This window comes from Amycolatopsis sp. NPDC047767 (assembly GCF_040704195.1).
Classification (GTDB): domain Bacteria; phylum Actinomycetota; class Actinomycetes; order Mycobacteriales; family Pseudonocardiaceae; genus Amycolatopsis.
Genome location: NZ_JBEYSJ010000009.1, coordinates 126,625 through 144,767, shown reverse-complemented (window position 1 = coordinate 144,767; position 18,143 = coordinate 126,625). Strand labels below are relative to the sequence as shown.

Here is an 18,143-nt window from a genome sequence, read left to right as displayed (position 1 = left end):
GACTGCGGTGCGAGGACAGCCGGAGCGAGCGACGCCCCCGGGCAGGGCGTTTCCCCGGCGCTCCTTGTACGGCCACGGATACGCGCTGGTCCTGAGTTCGGCGCTGACGGCCGGGATCGGCCTGGTGTTCTGGATCGTGGCCGCGCGCAGCTACGACCAGGCTGTGCTCGGCCTCAATTCCGCGCTGGTCTACGCGATCATGTTCCTGGCCGGGGTGGCGCAGCTGAACCTGATGAACGTGCTCATCCGGTTCGTCCCGGTGGCCGGGCCTCGGGCGCGCCGGTTGGTGGCGATGGCCTACCTGGTCGGCGGCGGGCTGGCGGGCCTGGCCGGTCTGGTGTTCGCGCTCGGCGTCCGCTGGTGGTCGCCGGACCTGGCGGGCCTCCTGCACGGTCCCGTCGCGGTCGCCGGGTGCGCGGGCGCCTGCGCGGTGTGGGCGCTTTTCGTGATGCAGGACGGAGTGCTGACCGCCGTCGGCCGGGCCAGGGTGGTCCCGGTCGAGAACCTGGTGTTCTCCCTGGTGAAGCTGGGATTGCTCGCCGGTCTCGCGGCGACCTTGCCCACCGGCGGGATCACCGTGTCGTGGATGGCCGCCACGGGGTTGGTCGTACTCGTCACCACCGGATACCTGTTCCTGCGCGCACTGCCCGTGCACGAGGCCGCGGCGACCACCGGCGAACAGATTTCGCCGCGGGCGATTGCCGGATACCTGGGTGGCGACTTCCTCGGTGCGACGTGCTGGCTCGCCTGCACCCAGCTGTTGCCGGTGCTGGTGCTCGGCACGCTCGGCGCGCGGCCGACCGCGACGTTCGCCGTGGCGTGGACGATCGCCTACACGCTCTACCTCGTCCCCGCGGCGATGGGGCAGTCGCTGGTGGCGCACATGGCGCTCGATCCCGAGCACGCGGCGGCGGCCCGGGCGGGGGTCGAGCGACGCTCGCTGATCGTGCTCCTGCCTGCGGTCGTCGTGCTCGTCCTGGCAGCGCCCTGGGTGCTGCGGCTGCTGGGCCCCGACTACGCCGATGCCGGCCGTTGGGTCCTGCCCCTGATGGCGGCGTCGGCGTTGCCCAACGTCGTCGTCGCCGCCGCGGTGAGCCAGGCCCGAGCGCTCCGGCGGACCGGCGTCGTGGCCACGCTCCTCGGGAGCCTTTCGGTGCTCGTGGTGAGCCTGGCCGTGGTGCTGATGCCGGTTTTCGACATCGCCGGGGTCGGGCTGGCCCTGCTGGCCGGGCAAGCCGCCGTCGCGGGCGTGATCCTGTGGCTGCGGGCCGACTGGGCGCCGCGGCCCGTTGTCGGCCCGCTCGCGGGCGTACGCAGCTGGGGCCTCTTGCGCCGGATCGCCCCCACCGCGCTCAGGAGCCGTTCGTGGCACCTCCAGCACCGGTTGCGCGGCCGGTCCGACTCCGCGGTCGCGACCGTCGGCCCCGACGACCGCGGCTCCGCGCTGTTGAAGGTCGCCGACACCGAAGAAGGACGAGAAGCGCTCCTGCACGAGGTGAGGGCGCTGCTGCACCTGTGCGAAGACCGCCGGCTGGACGGCTGGCGGCACCTGGTGCCGGCCGTGTACGACGTGGGGAACGCGCTGGGTGCCTCCTACAGCCTGCAAGAACTGCTGCCCGGTACGGACGCGCGCGCCCGCGTGGCCGATCCGGTGGGTCGGGCCCGGTTCACCACCGCGGCCCTCAGCACCATCGGCGAATTGCACCGGCGCACCGCGGGCCTGGCCCGGGTCGACGGCCGCCTGCTCCGACAGCACGTCATCGCCCCGGCGGCACTGGTTCGGGCGGAGGTTCCGCCTCGGGAGGCAGCCGTGGTCGATCGGGTCGTCGCCGAGCTCTCGGCCGGATTGCACGACCGGCGACTGCCCGTGGGATGGGTCCACGGAGACTTCAGCGCCGACAACGTGCTCGTCGACGCCGACGACCACATCACCGGCATTGTCGACTGGGGGCAGGCCATCAGCGGCGGGCTCGTCGCTGTCGACGTGGCAAGCCTCGTGCTGGCCACCGACATGGCGGTGACCGGGCAGGAACTCGGCGCCGTGGTCACCACCTGGCTCGCTCCGGGCTCGGCGCCCGCGCTGGCAGAGGTGTTGCGGGACCGGAGCACGCTGGGCGGCGATCCGGTACCCGTTCGCACGCTCGTGCTGCTGGGGTGGCTGCACATGGTCTCGGCCAATCTCGCCAAGTCGTCGCGCTACGGCGCGAACCCGATCTGGTTGCGCCGCAACCTCGTCTCGGTCCTGCGCGCGCTGCCGCGGGAGGTCCCGTGAGCGGCGGTTCCGCGTTCGGCACCTCGGCGAGCCGGCGAGCCGGCCGCAACTCCGAGCAGACGATGGTCCGCGACGGCGCGTCGCTGGTCGTCGGCGCGGTGCTGACTTCGCTCGTCGGTGTCGCGGCCTGGGTCGTGGCGGCCCGTCTGCTGCCCCAGGAGCAGGTCGGGCACGCCTCCGCGTTCGTCTCCGGGTTCCTCCTGGTGGCCGGCCTCGGCGATCTGGGGCTGGGCGCCGCCCTGATGCGCTGGGTTCCCCGTGCGGGCGTGCGCCGCACCGGGCTCATCGTCCGCTGCTACGGCCTGGTGCTTGCCGGTTCCGTGCTGGCGGCGTGCGCCGTGCTGCTGCTGCCCACCGGCGACGAGATCACCGAGAGCCTGCCCCGGTTCAGCGCGGTCGCGTTCCTGTTCGCGGCCGTGGCCTGGGCACTGTTCCAGTTCCAGGACGCCGTGCTGGTCTCGTTGGGCCGGGCCCGCTGGGTGCCCTACGAGAACGCCACGATCGGCCTCGCGCGCGTCGGCATCCTGGCGCTCGCCGGGCCCGCGTTCGGCGCGACCGGCATCCTCCTGTCGTGGATCGCTCCCGCCGTCGCGGGGGTGCTGGTGATCTCCCTCGTGTTGTACCGGGTGCTCACCCGTGACCCGGAACCCGCAGTGGCGCAGCGGACACCGCTGCTCCCGGACCGGCGGGAGGTCGTGCGGCTGCTCGCGCCGACGTACCCGGCGAAGGTGACCGGCGGCTTGCTGACCGACCTCGTGCCGTTGCTGGTGATCGGGCGGTTCGGCCCCGAGACGGGCGCGGTCTTCTTCCTGGTGTGGATGGCCGGGAACACCGTGGATTACGCCGCGATCAGCTTTTCCCAGTCGATCATCGTGCGGATCGCGCACGAACCCCACCGCACCCGGGAGCTCTTCGGAATCGGATGCCGCAAGCTCGCGATGGTGTTCGTCCCCGCGCTGCTGCTCGCGGTCGCGCTCGCGCATCCGCTGCTGTCGGTGTTCGGACAGGCGTACGCCGACCAGGGCGCCTGGCTGCTGCGCTTGGTCATGCTCGGATGCCTGCCGAGGCTCGTCATCACCCTCGTGGTCGCGGCCGGGATCGCCCACGGGCGTGGGCCGATGGTCGCGGGGTTGGAAGCCGGCAGCGCGCTCGGGGTGATCGGCGTGGTCGCCGTCGTGCCCATAACGCACATGAACCTGGTCGGGGTGGGCTTCCTCCTGGTGCAATGCCTGGTCGCCGTCTGCGCGCTCGGTGTGCTGTGGCGATGGCGGAATCGAGCGACGAGATCGAGAGAGGCGCTCACGTGACGGCCTGCAGCCGCGTGATGGCGGTGGGACTGTTCCTCGCGGCGACGCTCACGGCCGCCGCGTGTGCGCCGTCCACACCGGACGGTCTGCGAAAGCCGACGCCGACGACGGCACCCGCCGAGAGCACCACGGTGAACTCGGCAGTGCCGCGACCCAGTCACGTGGTCGTGGTGATCTTGGAGAACCACGGGACCGAACAGGTGTCGGGCAACAGCCAAGCCCCGTATCTCAACGAGCTCGCCGCCGCGGGCGCCCGCTTCACCGATGCCACCGCCATCACCCATCCGAGCCAGCCGAACTACCTCGCGCTGTTCTCCGGCGATCCGCAGGGCGTCACCGACGACTCCTGCCCGCACACGTTCAGCGGTCCGAACTTGGCCCGCCAGCTGATCGACGCGGGTTACCGCTTCGGGGCGTTCGCCGAAGATCTTCCCGGTCCCGGATACCCCGGCTGCCGCTTCGGCGGCTACGTGCGCTGGCACGCGCCCTGGGTGGACTTCACCACGGTTCCGGCCGTGGTGAACCAGCCGTTCACCGCGTTCGGACCGAACTACACCCGGCTGCCGACTTTGTCGTTCGTGATCCCCGACATGTGCCATACCATGCACGACTGCGACATCACCACCGGCGATTCCTGGCTGCGGGCCCACCTGGGTGACTACGCAAATTGGGCCGCCACACACAACAGCCTGCTCGTGGTGACGTTCGACGAAGCCGAAGACGCCTCGGCGACGAACGGGATACCGCTGAGCCTGACCGGCCCCATGATCCGGCCGGGCACCTACGCGGAGCCGGTCGACCACTACCGGTTGCTCCGCACGATCGAAGCCATGTACGACTTGCCCGCACTGGGAAACGCCGCAGACGCGAAACCGATCACCGATGTCTGGCGCACCTGACCCGGGGAACGGCCGCGGCGACCCCCGCGACCGTTCTCAGGGAAACCGGAAACCGGCGATCCCCGAAGCCGGTGGCTCTCTCGCCACGGCACGCCGGCGCGCACTCGCGCTCGCCGGGCCGCTGACCCGTCCCATCGGGTCGCTGATCGCCGTCCGCACGCAGGCACCGGAAGTGGTGCTGACCTTCGACGACGGGCCCGAGCCCGGCGGCACCGACCGCGTGCTCTCGGCGTTGTCGGATCACGCCGCCACCGCCACGTTCTTCGTGCTCGTCGACCGCGCCCGACGGCATCGCGCATTGGTGCGGGAAGTGCTTGCCGCCGGGCACGAGATCGGCCTGCACGGAATGGACCACCGAAGGCTCTCGCGGCTACCGTCCGCCACCGTGCGCACACTGCTCGCCTCCGCCACGGCACAGCTGGAGGATCTCCTGGGCACGCCGATCCGCTGGTTCCGACCTCCCTACGGTGCGCAGACCCCGGCGGTGTGGCGCGCGGCGCGCCGGCAGGGACTCACCTCCGTCCTCTGGGGTCCCTGCGCCTGGGACTGGCTCGACCGGCCGCCCGAACTGCTTGCCGCGCAGGCCTTGCGCGGACTCGGGCGCGGTGCCGTACTGCTGGCCCACGACGGCCACGCGGGACCGGAAGACGGTGCGGACGACGGTCCGCGGCCCGGGTTCGACCGCGGCGACCTCGTCCGGCGCGTGCTGACCGGCCTCGACGAACGCGGGCTGCGAGGACGATCGCTGTCCGACGCCCTGGCGACGGGCGAAGCCCGGACCGTGCCGTGGTTCCTCCGATGAACCGCGCCCGGATAGCCGGCGCGGTCGCGGTTCTGCTCGCCGCGGTGCTGACCGGCTGCTCTCCTTCGTCCGGCAACGCGGCGCCGGTGCCCGTCGTGGGCGTCACCCACACCCAGGACAGCGCGGACGACTACCCGGCGGCGCAAATGGCCGCCGCGACGACGACCCTCGCCCGGCATCCGATGGTGCAGAACCAGTACCTGATGGGGTGGGGTGCGGACAACCCGGAACCCGCGCCGGGCGTGTTCGACTGGTCCTCTTTGGACCAGCGGATGGACCTCATCGGACAAACCCGCGGGATACCCGTGCTCACCCTCGCCGGCGCCCCGGATTGGATGAAGGGCGGTTCGCCCGGCACCACGGACTGGAGCCGGCTGAACACCGCGCCCACCCGGGCGCACTACCGGGACTTCGCGGCACTCGCCGCGGCCGCGGCGGCCCGCTACCCGCAGGTGCGGTACTTCCAGGTGTGGAGCGAGCTGAAAGGCCTGTACGACGAAGCCGCGAACCGATGGGACTACGAGGGCTACACCGAGCTGTACAACGCGGTCTACGACGCCGTGAAAAAGGTGCGCCCGGATGCTCTGGTCGGCGGTCCCTACGTGGTTCTCGACACCTGGTCAGCAGCGGGAACTCCGGCGCCCTCGGCTCTGTCCGGCCCGTGGGGCGTGGTCGACCAGCGCGCGCTCGACGTGATCGACTACTGGAACACGCACAAGCACGGCGCCGATTTCCTCGTCGTCGACGGGTCCAGCGGCACCCGGGACGCCGGTCTGACCACCGACGTGTTCCGCGCGACGGCGATGTTCGACACCGTCAGCACCTGGCTTCGCGCCCGGGTCGGGCTTCCGGTGTGGTGGTCGGAGTTCTACCCCACACAGCCCGGCGGACCGGCCTGGTCGCCGGAAAGCCCTGCCGCGGCCGCATTGACCGTGGCCGCGGTCGCCCAGGCGCTGCGCGGCGGGGCCGACCGGATGTTGCTGTGGCAGCCGCAAGCCTCTGCCGACCTGCCCAGCGCAGCGCTGTGGACCACGCCCACCGCGAGCACCAACGCCGAGCCACTGCCCCTCGCCGTGCCCTGGACCTGGCTCGCAGCCAATGTCAACACCCGCACCACGATCTCTTATTCACCGGCCGGCACGATTCTGGAGATCACCGCGGAACGGGAAGTGCTCACGATCAACCTCACCGCCGACGAATTGATCCCGCCGAACCAAAGCGCACCCCTGTCAGCTTATGGAATTCGAATCACTCCCCGCCACTGATCACCCACCACCGGCACATGAAGCTGAAAAACCTGCACACATTCAGGTTACGAAATGATAAACTTCACGCCTGGCCGATTCGGTCATCTGTGCCCAGTTCTCCCGCACGCTTAGTCGTCTCGACAACGCTGAGTGACGTCATCTCGAGGCCGAAGTCCGGACCATTCACCGAAATATTGGACCTGACCAGTGCCCGCGTGCCCGATCGTCACCGGATCGTGATCCTTGCACGAGCACCGTCAGGCTTCCTGTGAATCACCACCCGCGGCGGCCGGCTTTCTTTTTCAACGTAACGACCACCTATCGGTGCACGACGACCTTGATATCAACTTAAATTTGGATGACTTGTAGCGGAACTCAGTGGATCAGCGCCGCATGAATCAGGGAGAGGGTGCGCTCGATGAGACGGTGCGCGAATCCGAAGATCAGTATTGTGATTCCCGCGCGCAATGAAGCACGCAACCTCGAGGTGATCCTTCCGGAACTGCCCGAAGTCGACGAGGTCGTGCTGGTGGACGGACATTCGGTGGACCAGACCGTCGAGGTTGCGCGCAAAGTGCTGCCGTCGATCGTGACGCTGACGCAGACCCGCCGCGGCAAGGGAAACGCACTGGCGTGCGGTTTCGAGGCCGCCGGCGGGGACATCGTCGTGATGTTCGACGCCGACGGATCAGCCGATCCGGCGGAGATTCCTGCGTTCGTGGAGACTTTGGTGCAGGGAGCCGACTTCGCGAAGGGGTCCCGGTTCCGCCGCAACGGCGGCAGCGACGACATCACCGCGTTGCGCCGAGCCGGCAACGCCACGCTCAACAGGTTGGCCAACGTCCTGTACCGCACGAGGTTCACCGATCTTTGCTACGGCTACAACGCGTTCTGGCGAGACATCGTGCCTCAGCTCAAGTTGCCACCGACCATCGCGACCACTCCCGCCGCGGGAGGCTTTTGGGGTGACGGGTTCGAAATCGAGACCGTGCTGAGCTGCCGGGTTGTCGCCGCGGGGCTGGAGGTCGCCGAGGTACCGAGCTTCGAACGACCCCGCATCTACGGCGAGACGAACCTGCGCACATTCGCCGACGGCGCCCGGATCCTGCGCACCATCGTCGCGGAACACCGGCACTATCGCGCTCGCCTGAAACCGAGCCCGGCCGAGACCGGCGAGGTCGCCGCACAGGAGATCGCGTGATGGTGCCCGAAGCGGAAGGCGGCGAGCGCCCGCCCGCGACCTCGGTCGTCGTCTGTGCCTACACGACCGCACGGTGGGACACGATCCGCGCCGCGCTCGCCTCCGCCGCCGGGCAGATCCCGGCTCCGCTGGAGATTCTGCTCGTTGTCGACCACAATCCGGAGCTGGCCCGTCGCGCCCGCGCCGAACTGTCCGGGATCGAAGTCCTCGACAACGAAGGGCCTCGAGGCCTGTCCGGCGCCCGAAACACCGGGATCGCGCGCAGCACCGGTGACGTCATCGCCTTCCTCGACGACGACGCCGCGGCCCTGCCCGGCTGGCTGGCGCAGCTACTCGCGCCCTACGCGGATCCCGATGTCGTCGCCGTGGGTGGTGCGGCTCGGCCACAGTGGCCGCCGGGATCCGGCCGTCCCGGCTGGCTTCCCTCCGACGGGGTGCTGGACTGGGTGGTCGGCTGCACCTACGCGGGCTTGCCGACCGCACGCGCCGAAGTGCGCAACGTCATGGGTTGCACCATGTCCTTTCGCCGCACAGTGTTCGACGAGATCGGCGGTTTCTCCACCCGGGTGGGCCGCCTGGGCGCGCTCCCCCTCGGGTGCGAGGAGACCGAGTTGTGCATCCGGGCCCGCCAACGGCTGCCCCGGGCACGAATCCTGTTCGAGCCGCGTGCGGTGGTCGCGCACCAGGTCAGCGCCGACCGCTTGAGCTGGTCATACCTGCGCCGCCGCAGCTGGTCCGAGGGGGTGTCCAAAGCGGTCGTGAGCCGGTTGGCCGGTACCGGCAGCGCAGTCGCCACCGAGCGCCGCTACGTCGCCCGCGTGCTCCCGGCCGCCGTGGGACGCGAACTGGTCCGGTCCGCACGGAACCGGCGGACAGACTCGGGCAAGGCGCTCATCGGGATCGCCACCGCGCTGCTGGCCGCGGCCGGGGGCTTCGTGCGCGAGTCGGCTCGGCGAAGCGGGCCGGGGCCGGCCACCGGCGAACCCGCGCCCGCGACGGCGGTCACCGAGCTCGACGTCCGCCGAGGGGCGGCGACACTGCCGGTTCCGGCGAACCCCGAACTCGTCTATCGCGACGCGCAGGTGCTCGTACGTGACGGGCGCTGGACCTTGGACCTGCTCCGGTTGCCCGTCACCGGTCCCCGCGTGGACCTCAGCGGCCTTCACCTCGCCACTCCCCCGGCACGGCCCGAACCGGACTCTCGGACCCCGAGGGTGAGCGTCGTGGTACCGACCGCCGACCGTGCCGACGCGGTTCGGCGGTGCGTGAAGTCGTTGCTGGCGACCGGCTACCCGGACCTGGAACTGCTGCTGGTGGACAACCGGCCGCAGGCGGCCGAAGCCGCCGCGCTGGCCGAACTCGCGTCCGAGGATTCGCGCACGCGTTACCTCGCCGAACCCGAACCCGGCGTCAGCCGGGCCCGCAATACCGGCCTGGCCGCGGCGAGCGGGCAGCTGGTCGCCTTCGTCGACGACGACATCGAGGTCGACCGCTGGTGGCTCGCCAACCTGGTGGCCGAACTCGCCGACGAGGCCGTCGACTGCGCGACCAGCCTGGTGCTGCCCAGTTCGCTGGACACTCCGGCTCAGCGAACGTTCGAGCAGCTGAAGGGGTTCGGGCAAGGTGTACGCCGCCAGGTGTTCGGTCCCGAGCTCGCCGGCGACGACGCGATGTACCCCTTCGCCCCGGGCCGGTTCGGTCCGGGCGGTTGCGCGCTGTGGCGCCGCTCCACCCTGGCCGGCCTCGGCGGGTTCGATCCACTGCTCGGACCGGGAACCCCCACCCGCGCGGGCGAGGATCTCGAACTTTTCCTGCGGCTAGCTCGCGCCGGTGGCTCCATCGTGTACACACCGCACGCGGTGGCCTGGCACGAGCACAGTGCGGAATGGGCACAGCTGCGCAAGCGCCTGCACGCCTACAGCGTCGGGTTGTCGGCGATGTTCGTCCGGCACCTGCTGCGCCGGCCCGAGGACCTCCGGCGGGTCGCCGCGGTGGTACCCGACCGCGCCGGCCGGATCCTCCGGACGCGCTCATCGCCGCAGGACAGCGGCTCGACCGGCCCGGGAACTCGGCTGCTGCTGGACCAGCTCACCGGCCTGGTCTCGGGTCCGGCAGCGCTCGCCCGCAGCGCCTGGCGCACGAGGTCGAGGTGGCCGCGATGAGCCTGAACGAGCGGCGAGCCGTGGCCGCCCTCCTGCTCGGCCTGACTGTCACCGTGCTGCTGCTGGCTGCCTGGGAGGTCACCAGCGCGGTGCGCCTTTACGTGAATACCGCGTTCGTGCTCCTTGCCCCGGGGTGGGCGATCGTCGTCCACTTGCGGCTCGCCACTCGGGCCTTGGAGTGGATCACGGCGATCGCGATCGGCATCTCGGGGACGTTGCTGGTCGCGCAGGTCATGGTCTCGACCCATTGGTGGCATCCGACGGCGGGATTTGTGGCGGTCGCCGTGGTCACGGTGCTCGCGCTGCTCTGGCAGCTCATCGCACCCCGTACCGCGGGGACGGTGCCGTGACGAGAGTCGCCCTCGCGCTTCCCCGACTCCGGCTGTCCAGAAGCGACCTCGGAGCACCGCCGCGAGTCGCCGACGCCGGCCTCCCCGGCCGGCAGTGGCGCGACGTGCTGAGTTCGCTGCTCGCCCTTGTTGCCGCGCTGCTGTGGCTTCTGGGACTGCGCCCTGTCCTGCCCACACAGCTCGACGGCCTCGGCCTGATCACCGCGCTGTCGCCGGTGTTGCTGGCGGCCTACCCGGTGCTCCTGGCCGCGGTGGTGCTCGAACTGGTCCGGCGACGCCCGCGCCCGCGCCTGCTGGCGTGTTTCACCACGCTCGGCGTCGTGCTGGTCTACGGCCTTCAGCCGGCGAGCGAGCAGACGGCCCGGCTGACAGTCTCCTATCTGCACACGGGGTTCGCGCGCTACATAGCGGAGAACGGGCACGCGCTGCAGGGCTACGACGCGCGGTTCTCGTGGCCGGGGTTCTTCTCGTTGATCGCGTTCCTCACCAAGGCCAGCGGCCAGCCGGACGCGTCGCCTCTGTTGCAGTGGGCGCCGACAGTCTTCGCGGGGGTCGCCGTACTGGGGATGCGCGCCCTCGCGGCGGCGGTCTTCGGCAATGGGCGCGCGGGGTGGCTCGCGACCTGGGTCTTCCTTCTTGCCGAGTGGACCGAGCAGGACTACCTGTCGCCGCAGGCCGGCAGCTACCTGATCATGCTCGCCGCGCTCGCGCTGACCGTGCGATACCTGCTGCGCCCCGGCCTGGCGAGCCCTGCGCGGTCGAGGTGGGCTCGCCGTCGGCCACCCGCGAATCTGCCGCGCGAGCGCTTGGTCGCACACGGACTGATCGTGGTCTTCGCCCTGGCACTCGCGCCCACTCACCAGCTGACCCCTTTCGTGCTGGCGGGGCTGCTTCTCGTGATGGTGCTGACCCGGCGGCTGTGGCCGAGCTGGCTGCCCTGGCTGGTGCTGATACCCGCGCTGGTGTGGTTTTCGCTGGGTGCCAAGGACTTCTGGCAGGGCCAGCTGCACATGGTGGTCGGCGACTTCGGACAGGTGGGCAACTCCGTGGACCAGGGCATCACGGGCCGGTTCACCGGCGATGCCGAACGCACGGCCATCCTGTTCGTGCGCGTCGGGCTGACCGGCGTCGTCGGCGCGCTGGCCCTGGGCGGCTGGTGGGTGCGGCACCGCCGGGGTCTCCACTCGCTCCCGCTGGTCTTGCTCGCGGCCGCCCCGCTCGCGATGGTCGCGCTCCAGTCGTACGGAGGTGAGGTCTTCGTCCGCTGCTACCTGTTCGCGCTGCCGTTCGCCGCGTTGCTCGCCGCGGCCGGTCTCGACGCGGTACTCGGCGCGCGTGCGGCCCCGGGAGCGATGGCCGCGACGACGAGAGTGGAACGCCGGCTCCCCCACGTGCGGCCGGTCGTCGTCGGGCTCACGCTGACGTTGCTCGGCCTTGCGACGATCACCGCCCGGGGCGGCGGTGACGCCTACCTCAGCTACAGCCGCAGCGACGTCGCCGCGGTGGCGGACGCCTACCGGCTGGCCAAACCGGGTCAGACGATCAGCGGCCTCAGCGCCGACGCCACGCCCCTGGGCTTCGACAAGATCGGGGTGGTGTCGCAGACCTCGATCGAAGACACCTGCCCGCGGTATTTCCGAGTCGCCACCTGCGTTCAGGACGCGGCGCCGGACTACTTCGTGGTAACCCCCTCGCAGGACAACTACGGGCAGATCAACTACGGGCTCCAGGCAGGCTGGACCGACCGGCTCGTCGCCGACCTCGTTCGCGCCGGGACGTATCACGTGGTCTTCGACGAAGGCGGGAGCCGTCTCCTGGCCCGAGCAGGAGACGAGGCGCGATGAACGACACCCTTCTGGTGATCCTCACCCTCGCGCCGGCAGGCGCATTCGGTGCCATCGTCCTCACCCGCACGGTGCTGGCGGAGCGCGCCGCGGGAGAACGCGGCAGATCCCACGAACGAACGCCGCTCGTGCTCTGGCTCGACCGGGCCGGCGTGACGGTCACCGTGCTCGTCATCGCCGCGGTCCTGTTCCGCGTCGTCAACACTGTGCTCTGATCGCGTCGGCTATGCTGGCGATCAACCCGGGCTACCTGGAGGGTCGCCATCAGTTTCCCCACCCCTGGGCGCGACCAGTGCCGCTGCGGTCACCATCGTGACGCGCACACCCATCATCGTGGCGGAACCGAATGTGCGCTGTGCCCTCCTGGCGAGTGCAACCGCTTCCGCCCGCCAGGGCTGTTCGCGGATATCCTTCATCGGCTCCGCTCGCGCGGCTGACTCCTCCGGGTACGCGCAACTCGTACGCATACCGTTCCCGGCCGAACCTGAGACGGGCAGTCGCCTGACTTCACGACGACTTCAGCGTCGATCCGGGCCGCGCACCGCCGGCCGCGTTCGGTGCGCTCGCACCGGACACCTCGCCTCCGCCGGCGGTCAGCTGACGGTGAGCTTGAGGTCCATGCCGGCTTCTTTGTGGGCGTCCACCGGACAGTAGATCTCGTAACTACCGGGCTGCAGGGTGACAGTCAGATCACCCGACTGGCCGGTATTCAAGGCACTGGGCAAGGTCTGATCGGAAACGCCTGGGCCGTCGATCTCGAGTGAGTGCGCTGTTTGGCCCGCGTTGACGGCGTGGAAGGTGTAGGTGCCGGGATGGAGGTTTTGAGTGGACAGGGCGATGTGGAAGTCGGTCAGAGTCGCGGTCACAGTCGTGCCCGCCGGCGCGGTCGCCGAGTGCGGTGCAGAGGGGGGCCGGCTGATCGTGCTCACCGGTCCGGGCGAGCCACCGCCCCCGCATGCGGTTGCCAATGCCGCAGTCATCACCAGGCCGAACGGCAGGACAACCCTGCCGACGCGGCGCGTGCCGGTGTTCCGCATGCTTACCTCCAAGCTCGGTGCAACGGGTCGTCGCAAGAGATACGAGCGCGCGCTCGTGCGGGATTGCGCGAATGCGGAATACAGTCGACAGACATGCCTCGGGAGGCCGAACTGGCAGGCCCGAGCGCCTGCCGGGCAATCCCGCCGCTCGGAGGAGAAGAGGTGGGCAGGATCGGCATTCCGGTCGAGCTGCTTCCTGACGAGACGCTGCTCGCCGGCCTCGCCACCGGTGAGGCCGAGATCGCCGTGGCGTTCGTGCGCCGTTTCCAGCGGACGGTCTACGGCGTAGGGATCGCCGTGCTCGGGGACAGCAGACTGGCCGAGGACGTCGCGCAGCTCACTTTTGAACGAGCGTGGCGCCACGCCGAGATCTACGACGCCCGTCGTGGCTCGGTGCGCACCTGGCTGACCGCCATCGCGCACAACCTGGCCATCGACATGGTGCGCGCCCATCAACCGACCCCGCTGGACCCGGGCGATCTCGCCGCGCAGTTCACGGCTGTGGTGGACAGCCCCGAGCGGCTGGCGGCGGCGCACGAAGACGCTTCGGCGTTGCAGACCGGGTTGACCGCCCTGCCCGTGCCGCAGGCGCGCGCGCTGGTCATGGCCGGCATCTACGGCATGACCGCCCAACAGATCGCCGACACCGAACACATCCCTCTGGGCACGGCGAAAACCCGCATCCGGTCCGCGATGCGCAAGCTGCGGGGCTCGCTGGCCGCCGAACGAGTCGACCACGGCTGAGCTCCGGTGCGCCCTCGGCCCGGAACTCGCCCTGGACCTGCCTGCGGGACTGCCGAACCGGTCGTCGGGTTCGTGGCCGGGTGCGCAACCGGACGCTGTGCCGCACCTGAGGACCAAGGTTGAGGCGTCTTGACGAAATCCCTACGCCGAGCCACGGATGTTGATACTTTCCTTACCCTGGTAGTCAAGACAGCGATGCACGCTCCGGTAGGTGTCAGCACCCGCGTCATGGCTCAAAAGGTTGGTGCTCGGACGGCCGTTCCGGAGCGACACCCTCGGCGAGACCCTGCTGCCCAAGTGGCTCGCCCTGCCGATCTTCGCCAGCGACCCGCTGTCCTCGGTGGCCTACGCGACCCAGCAGATCCTGCTCATCCTCAGCATCGGCGGCCTGGCCTACCTGAGTTCGGCGCCGTGGATCGGCCTGGCCGTCGCCGTGCTCCTGACCGTCGTGGTCGTGTCCTACCGGCAGGTCGTGCGCGCCTACCCCACCGGCGGCGGGTCCTACGAAGTGGCGTCGAAGAACCTGGGCAGCTCCGCCGGCCTCGTCGTGGCGGGGGCGCTGATGGTCGACTACATCATGACCGTCGCGGTCTCGGTGGCCTCCGGCGTCGACAACGTCATCTCCGCCGTTCCCGCGCTCAACAACTACCGCATCGGCCTGGACATCGGGTTCATCGTGCTGCTGGCGGCAATGAATCTGCGCGGAATCCGCGAATCCGGCCGCACGTTCGCCATCCCGACCTACCTGTTCGTCGGCGGGGTCGTGCTGATGATCGTGCTCGGGTTCACGCAGCTGCTCACCGGGCACGCCCCGGTGGCCGCAAGCGCCGGCTACGGCATCCGGCCCGAACAAACAGGCCTGACCGGCCTGGCGCTGGCCTTTCTTCTGCTGCGTGCTTTCTCCTCCGGCTGCACGGCCCTCACCGGCGTCGAGGCCATCTCCAACGGCGTCCCCGCGTTCCGCAAACCCAAGAGCGCCAACGCCGCCCGCACGATGACCGCGATGGGTGCCATCGCCGTCATCATGTTCGGCGGCATCACCGCGCTCGCGATGATCACGCGCGTCCGGGTCGCCGAGAACACCTGCGACCTCATCGGCTTCCAGGGGAACTGCGTCAGCGACCCGCAGCGAACCGTGATCAGCCAGATCGCCGCCGCCGCCTTCGGCGGCGACCAGTCGGTGCTGTTCTACTTCCTGCAGGCCGCCACCGCGCTGATCCTGATCCTCGCGGCCAACACCGCGTTCAACGGATTCCCGTCGCTGGCCTCGATCCTCGCCCAGGACTGGCACCTGCCCCGGCAGTTGCACACCCGCGGCGATCGGCTCGCGTTCTCCAACGGCATCATCGCGCTCGCGCTGGTCGCCGGGGTGCTGATCTTCGCGTTCGACGGCTCGACGACCCGGCTGATCCAGCTCTACATCCTCGGCGTCTTCACCTCCTTCACGCTGTGCCAGGCGGGTATGGTCCGGCATTGGAACCGCGAACTCGCCACCGCGACCGAGACCCGGCAGCGCCGGGCGATCCAGCGTTCGCGGCTGATCAACGCCGTCGGCGCGACGCTGACCGCGATCGTGCTCGTCGTCGTCCTGATCACGAAGTTCACCCACGGCGCCTACCTGGTCGTCATCGCGATACCGGTGCTGTGGGTGATGATGCGCGCGATCCACCGCCACTACCGCGACGTCCGCGAAGAGCTCCAGGCGGACGACGAGAGCGGGTTGTTGCCCAGCCGCGTCCAGGCGATCGTGCTGGTGTCCACTTTGAACAAACCCAGTCAGCGCGCGATCGCCTTCGCCCGTGCGACGCGGCCCGACACCGTCACCGCGATCACGGTGGACGTCGACGACGCCGACACCCGCACGTTGCAACGGGAATGGGAGCAACGGGGCATGAAGATCCCGCTCAAGGTGCTCGAGTCGCCCTACCGCGAGATCACTCGCCCGGTGGTCGCCTACGTCGAGAACCTCCGCCGCGCCGGCCCGCGCGACGTCGTCTGCGTCTACATTCCCGAATACGTGGTCGGCCGCTGGTGGGAGAACATCCTGCACAACCAGAGCTCGTTGCGGCTCAAAGGGCGGCTGCTGTTCGAACCCGGAGTCATGGTCACCAGCGTGCCCTGGCAGCTGCACTCGACCAGCCGCCGCGACCTCCACCGCGTCCGCACCCTCCCCGGCGACACCCGCCGCGGCATCACCCCGCAGCGCCGCTGACAAGAACGACGCGACTTCGCATCGGGCGATCACCGCCAGCTCGCTGCCGAGCCGGTGTGGGGTGCGAGGTCAGGTGGCGTCCGGGTCGACCGGGGGCCATTCACCCGGCTTCAACGGCGATCTGGCGGTGGCCACCGGGCCCGCGGGCGCGGTGTTGGTGGCAGCCGCTGAGTGTGGCTCGGTGAACGCGTCGTCGAGCAGGTAGCGCCCGAGCGCGGTCTTCGGGTCGAACGTGCGCAGCGCTTGCAGCTCCTGCAGCGGTTTACGCAGCTGCTGGAGCTCCGGGCCCAGTTCAGCACGGAACTGGTCTTGGGCGCCCGTGGCGAAACTGCGGATCTTGTGGATCGTCCGAGCGAGCCAGCGGGCTGTCTCCGGCAGCCGTTCGGGGCCGAGGATGAACAGCGCGGCGATCAACAGGACCGACAGGTGCTCCAGGTTGAGACCGAACATGCCACGCTCCCTCACACCCGCCGCGGTGCTGTTGCCCGCCATGGTAAGGGGGATACTGTGGAATTCCTGTGATCATTCGCAGATACTGCGAATGAGACCGGTTACATGCCTTGCGTGGTGGCATCACGCGACCTCGTGTCCGTGCCGGGTCAGGCTCGTGCGCAGAACCTGACCGATAGAGCGGTCGTCGTCGACGACAAGGACTCGGCCGTGCCCGAGAATATCCGCGTTTCCCGATTCCGGGGTGAAGCGCGATCATTTTGCCTGGCACTAACCTGAGCGGACTGTTCGTTTGCCTGGGCAGACGGCGAAATCGGTTCACATTCGCCGGGCAATGCGTTTGATCGGCACGCGCCGGCCGGATCACCGGCGCGGTGCCGCGGCAGCCCGGTCACGTCGCGGGTGGCGGCACTCCCAGGCGTAGACAGCAAAAACGAAGATCCAATCGGCGCAAGCGGCGGCACAAAGCCTGCCCCAATGTCGCGCTGTCTCCCGCGCGCGAGGGGCGCCGCCCGGTAAATTATCGAAGGCTTGACAGCCGGGCGTCGCTCACCACTAGGCTGGATTCCGGATATCAAAACAGATCTTCTTGAGCAGCCGGCTCCGATCTCCCGCATCGCGCGGGGGACATATCAAGAACGTCTTCGCAGGAATTTCTGGGTTGGCGGGGGGTTCAGTCACATGAGACACGGTTCGGCACCGCGAAGACTCGGGCGACGCCAGCGCCGCCCGAGAGCGCGCGACAGCTTTCACGGCACGGCCCAGCGCAATGCGCCGGCCATCGAGCCCGAGCGCGCTGCCCGACACCCGGCGGCGCCGGCGTCTCGACTTGCCGCCGCTCCTTCCACGATCTCGGCGCCGGCTCCCCGCCACGGGCCCGGTTCCGCATCGTACGGACGAGCACGGGATTGTTGCCGGTGTCGCACGATGCGTACCTGCATCCGGCGATCACACCGCTGTGCCGATGACGCGAGTTCCACAGCCGGACACTTCACCCGTCCCTGCTGCCGCGGCCCGCGCCGGTGTACGGCCACCCGTGTTCCCTCCCCAGCTCCGACAGCAGTCCAGGCCAGTGCGGATCGCGCGCATGAGTCAGGCCGGCTTGTCGCGCAGACCGCTCTGATTCCTGCTGATTCAAGAGGTTCACCAAATGGGAAACTCCCACGGCGTCCTGACCGCTGAGCCGCCGCACAATCCGACCACGCTCGCCGAATGCGAGCGGCTCTACGCCGAGGTGCTCACCGGCATCGTGGACACCGACCACGTAGCGGCCGACAGCAACTTCTTCGACGACCTCGGCGCCGACTCCATGCTCATGGCCCGCTTCTGCGCACGAGTACGCAAACGCCCCGAACTGCCCTCGGTATCGATGCCGGACATCTACCAGCACCCGACAATTCGGTCCCTCGCAGCGGCCCTCACCACCACCACGCCTGCCTCGCAGCCGGCAACCACGCTCGCCGAATGCGAGCGGCTCTACGCCGAGATACTCGCCGGCATCGTGGACACCGACCACATCGCGGCCGACAGCAACTTCTTCGACGACCTCGGCGCCGACTCCATGCTCATGGCCCGCTTCTGCGCACGAGTACGCAAACGCCCCGAACTGCCCTCGG

Annotated in this window: 15 protein-coding genes; 13 read left to right on the top strand and 2 right to left on the bottom strand. The window is 69.6% G+C overall.

Translation table 11 applies throughout. The annotated features are described in order from the left end of the window. Positions 1–64 precede the first annotated feature (64 nt). From AB0878_RS18790 to AB0878_RS18745, 10 genes are all read left to right on the top strand, one after another. Positions 65–2,272 (top strand): aminoglycoside phosphotransferase family protein, encoded by a 2,208-nt coding sequence (locus tag AB0878_RS18790; RefSeq protein WP_366581388.1) that lies wholly within the window; start codon positions 65–67, stop codon positions 2,270–2,272. Continuing rightward, a complete protein-coding gene (locus AB0878_RS18785) occupies positions 2,269–3,579 on the top strand; it encodes a hypothetical protein (RefSeq protein ID WP_366581386.1) in 1,311 nt (436 codons plus the stop codon). Before AB0878_RS18790 ends, AB0878_RS18785 begins: the two co-directional genes overlap by 4 nt. Continuing rightward, entirely contained in the window at positions 3,576–4,478 is a 903-nt protein-coding gene (locus AB0878_RS18780; RefSeq protein ID WP_366581384.1) for an alkaline phosphatase family protein, read from the top strand. The genes AB0878_RS18785 and AB0878_RS18780 overlap by 4 nt, the downstream gene beginning before the upstream one ends. Further along, positions 4,462–5,280: a polysaccharide deacetylase family protein gene (locus AB0878_RS18775; RefSeq protein WP_366581382.1), complete on the top strand. Its 819-nt coding sequence runs from the start codon at positions 4,462–4,464 to the stop codon at positions 5,278–5,280. Before AB0878_RS18780 ends, AB0878_RS18775 begins: the two co-directional genes overlap by 17 nt. Then, a complete protein-coding gene (locus AB0878_RS18770; protein ID WP_366581380.1) occupies positions 5,277–6,545 on the top strand; it encodes a hypothetical protein in 1,269 nt (422 codons plus the stop codon). Before AB0878_RS18775 ends, AB0878_RS18770 begins: the two co-directional genes overlap by 4 nt. A gap of 400 nt (positions 6,546–6,945) precedes the next feature. After that, complete coding sequence (locus AB0878_RS18765; RefSeq protein ID WP_366581378.1) at positions 6,946–7,728, top strand: glycosyltransferase family 2 protein; 783 nt, start codon at positions 6,946–6,948, stop codon at positions 7,726–7,728. Then, the gene (locus AB0878_RS18760) at positions 7,728–9,890 is read left to right on the top strand and encodes a glycosyltransferase family 2 protein (protein ID WP_366581377.1); all 2,163 of its coding nucleotides are present in this window, start codon (positions 7,728–7,730) and stop codon (positions 9,888–9,890) included. The genes AB0878_RS18765 and AB0878_RS18760 overlap by 1 nt, the downstream gene beginning before the upstream one ends. After that, positions 9,887–10,240, top strand: coding sequence for a hypothetical protein (locus AB0878_RS18755; RefSeq protein ID WP_366581375.1), 354 nt, complete (start codon positions 9,887–9,889; stop codon positions 10,238–10,240). The genes AB0878_RS18760 and AB0878_RS18755 overlap by 4 nt, the downstream gene beginning before the upstream one ends. Then, positions 10,237–12,084: a hypothetical protein gene (locus tag AB0878_RS18750; RefSeq protein WP_366581373.1), complete on the top strand. Its 1,848-nt coding sequence runs from the start codon at positions 10,237–10,239 to the stop codon at positions 12,082–12,084. The genes AB0878_RS18755 and AB0878_RS18750 overlap by 4 nt, the downstream gene beginning before the upstream one ends. After that, positions 12,081–12,299 (top strand): hypothetical protein, encoded by a 219-nt coding sequence (locus AB0878_RS18745; RefSeq protein ID WP_366581371.1) that lies wholly within the window; start codon positions 12,081–12,083, stop codon positions 12,297–12,299. Before AB0878_RS18750 ends, AB0878_RS18745 begins: the two co-directional genes overlap by 4 nt. A 378-nt stretch (positions 12,300–12,677) precedes the next feature. Here the strand turns inward: AB0878_RS18745 and AB0878_RS18740 are convergent, their stop codons facing one another. After that, positions 12,678–13,121, bottom strand: coding sequence for a hypothetical protein (locus AB0878_RS18740; protein ID WP_366581369.1), 444 nt, complete (start codon positions 13,119–13,121; stop codon positions 12,678–12,680). Between the two features lie 93 nt (positions 13,122–13,214). On the opposite strand from AB0878_RS18740, the gene AB0878_RS18735 reads away from it, so the two are divergent. Both AB0878_RS18735 and AB0878_RS18730 read left to right on the top strand, forming a co-directional pair. Beyond that, positions 13,215–13,865, top strand: a complete 651-nt coding sequence (locus tag AB0878_RS18735) for a sigma-70 family RNA polymerase sigma factor (protein WP_366581367.1) — start codon at positions 13,215–13,217, stop codon at positions 13,863–13,865. Positions 13,866–14,076: 211 nt separating this feature from the next. Further along, entirely contained in the window at positions 14,077–16,077 is a 2,001-nt protein-coding gene (locus AB0878_RS18730) for an APC family permease (protein ID WP_366581365.1), read from the top strand. Between the two features lie 69 nt (positions 16,078–16,146). On the opposite strand, the gene AB0878_RS18725 is transcribed toward AB0878_RS18730, so the two are convergent. After that, positions 16,147–16,527 (bottom strand): twin-arginine translocase TatA/TatE family subunit, encoded by a 381-nt coding sequence (locus AB0878_RS18725; protein ID WP_366581363.1) that lies wholly within the window; start codon positions 16,525–16,527, stop codon positions 16,147–16,149. Positions 16,528–17,677: 1,150 nt separating this feature from the next. Here AB0878_RS18725 and AB0878_RS18720 point away from each other — a divergent pair. Continuing rightward, the coding region (locus AB0878_RS18720; protein ID WP_366581361.1) for an acyl carrier protein at positions 17,678–18,143 on the top strand (466 nt) is incomplete at its 3' end.

What these genes read in the sequence shown, in the direction of transcription:
- AB0878_RS18745 (WP_366581371.1), top strand. Translation starts at nt 12,081, where the DNA reads ATGAACGACACCCTTCTGGTGATCCTCACCCTCGCGCCGGCAGGCGCA.
- AB0878_RS18740 (WP_366581369.1), bottom strand. Translation starts at nt 13,121, where the DNA reads ATGCGGAACACCGGCACGCGCCGCGTCGGCAGGGTTGTCCTGCCGTTC.
- AB0878_RS18770 (WP_366581380.1), top strand. Translation starts at nt 5,277, where the DNA reads ATGAACCGCGCCCGGATAGCCGGCGCGGTCGCGGTTCTGCTCGCCGCG.
- AB0878_RS18755 (WP_366581375.1), top strand. Translation starts at nt 9,887, where the DNA reads ATGAGCCTGAACGAGCGGCGAGCCGTGGCCGCCCTCCTGCTCGGCCTG.
- AB0878_RS18760 (WP_366581377.1), top strand. Translation starts at nt 7,728, where the DNA reads ATGGTGCCCGAAGCGGAAGGCGGCGAGCGCCCGCCCGCGACCTCGGTC.
- AB0878_RS18765 (WP_366581378.1), top strand. Translation starts at nt 6,946, where the DNA reads ATGAGACGGTGCGCGAATCCGAAGATCAGTATTGTGATTCCCGCGCGC.
- AB0878_RS18775 (WP_366581382.1), top strand. Translation starts at nt 4,462, where the DNA reads ATGTCTGGCGCACCTGACCCGGGGAACGGCCGCGGCGACCCCCGCGAC.
- AB0878_RS18725 (WP_366581363.1), bottom strand. Translation starts at nt 16,527, where the DNA reads ATGTTCGGTCTCAACCTGGAGCACCTGTCGGTCCTGTTGATCGCCGCG.
- AB0878_RS18735 (WP_366581367.1), top strand. Translation starts at nt 13,215, where the DNA reads ATGCCTCGGGAGGCCGAACTGGCAGGCCCGAGCGCCTGCCGGGCAATC.